General features: G+C 55.1%; 1 pseudogene. It reads left to right on the forward strand.

The annotated features are described in order from the left end of the window. Nucleotides 1-222: pseudogene (locus V5P19_RS23985) on the forward strand (helix-hairpin-helix domain-containing protein); the annotation flags it as partial. Nucleotides 223-256: the final 34 nt, after the last annotated feature.

A 256-nucleotide genomic window follows, 5' to 3' on the forward strand; every position in this document is an offset into this window, starting at 1 on the left:
GTGTTCAGGCCGAATGAAGCGATAACGCCAGCAGACAGACAAGCGGTAATGGCGAAAATGACCGCCAAACGACATCGGCTGGAATCGACGTTGACTGTCGGCGCGACAGAGTTGCAGCGATTCCGCCTTCATGCTCCAGCACGGACCATGCCGTTGATGGAACCTTTACGTCAGGCGGCAGAAAAACTGGCTCAGGCGCAGGCAGATTTAAGCCGCTGCTGAGCCATTTTCTTTTAACGAAACACCACTTCCGCCC

Origin of the sequence: Enterobacter sp. UNJFSC 003, from assembly GCF_036903355.1 — a bacterium.
Lineage (GTDB): Bacteria > Pseudomonadota > Gammaproteobacteria > Enterobacterales > Enterobacteriaceae > Enterobacter.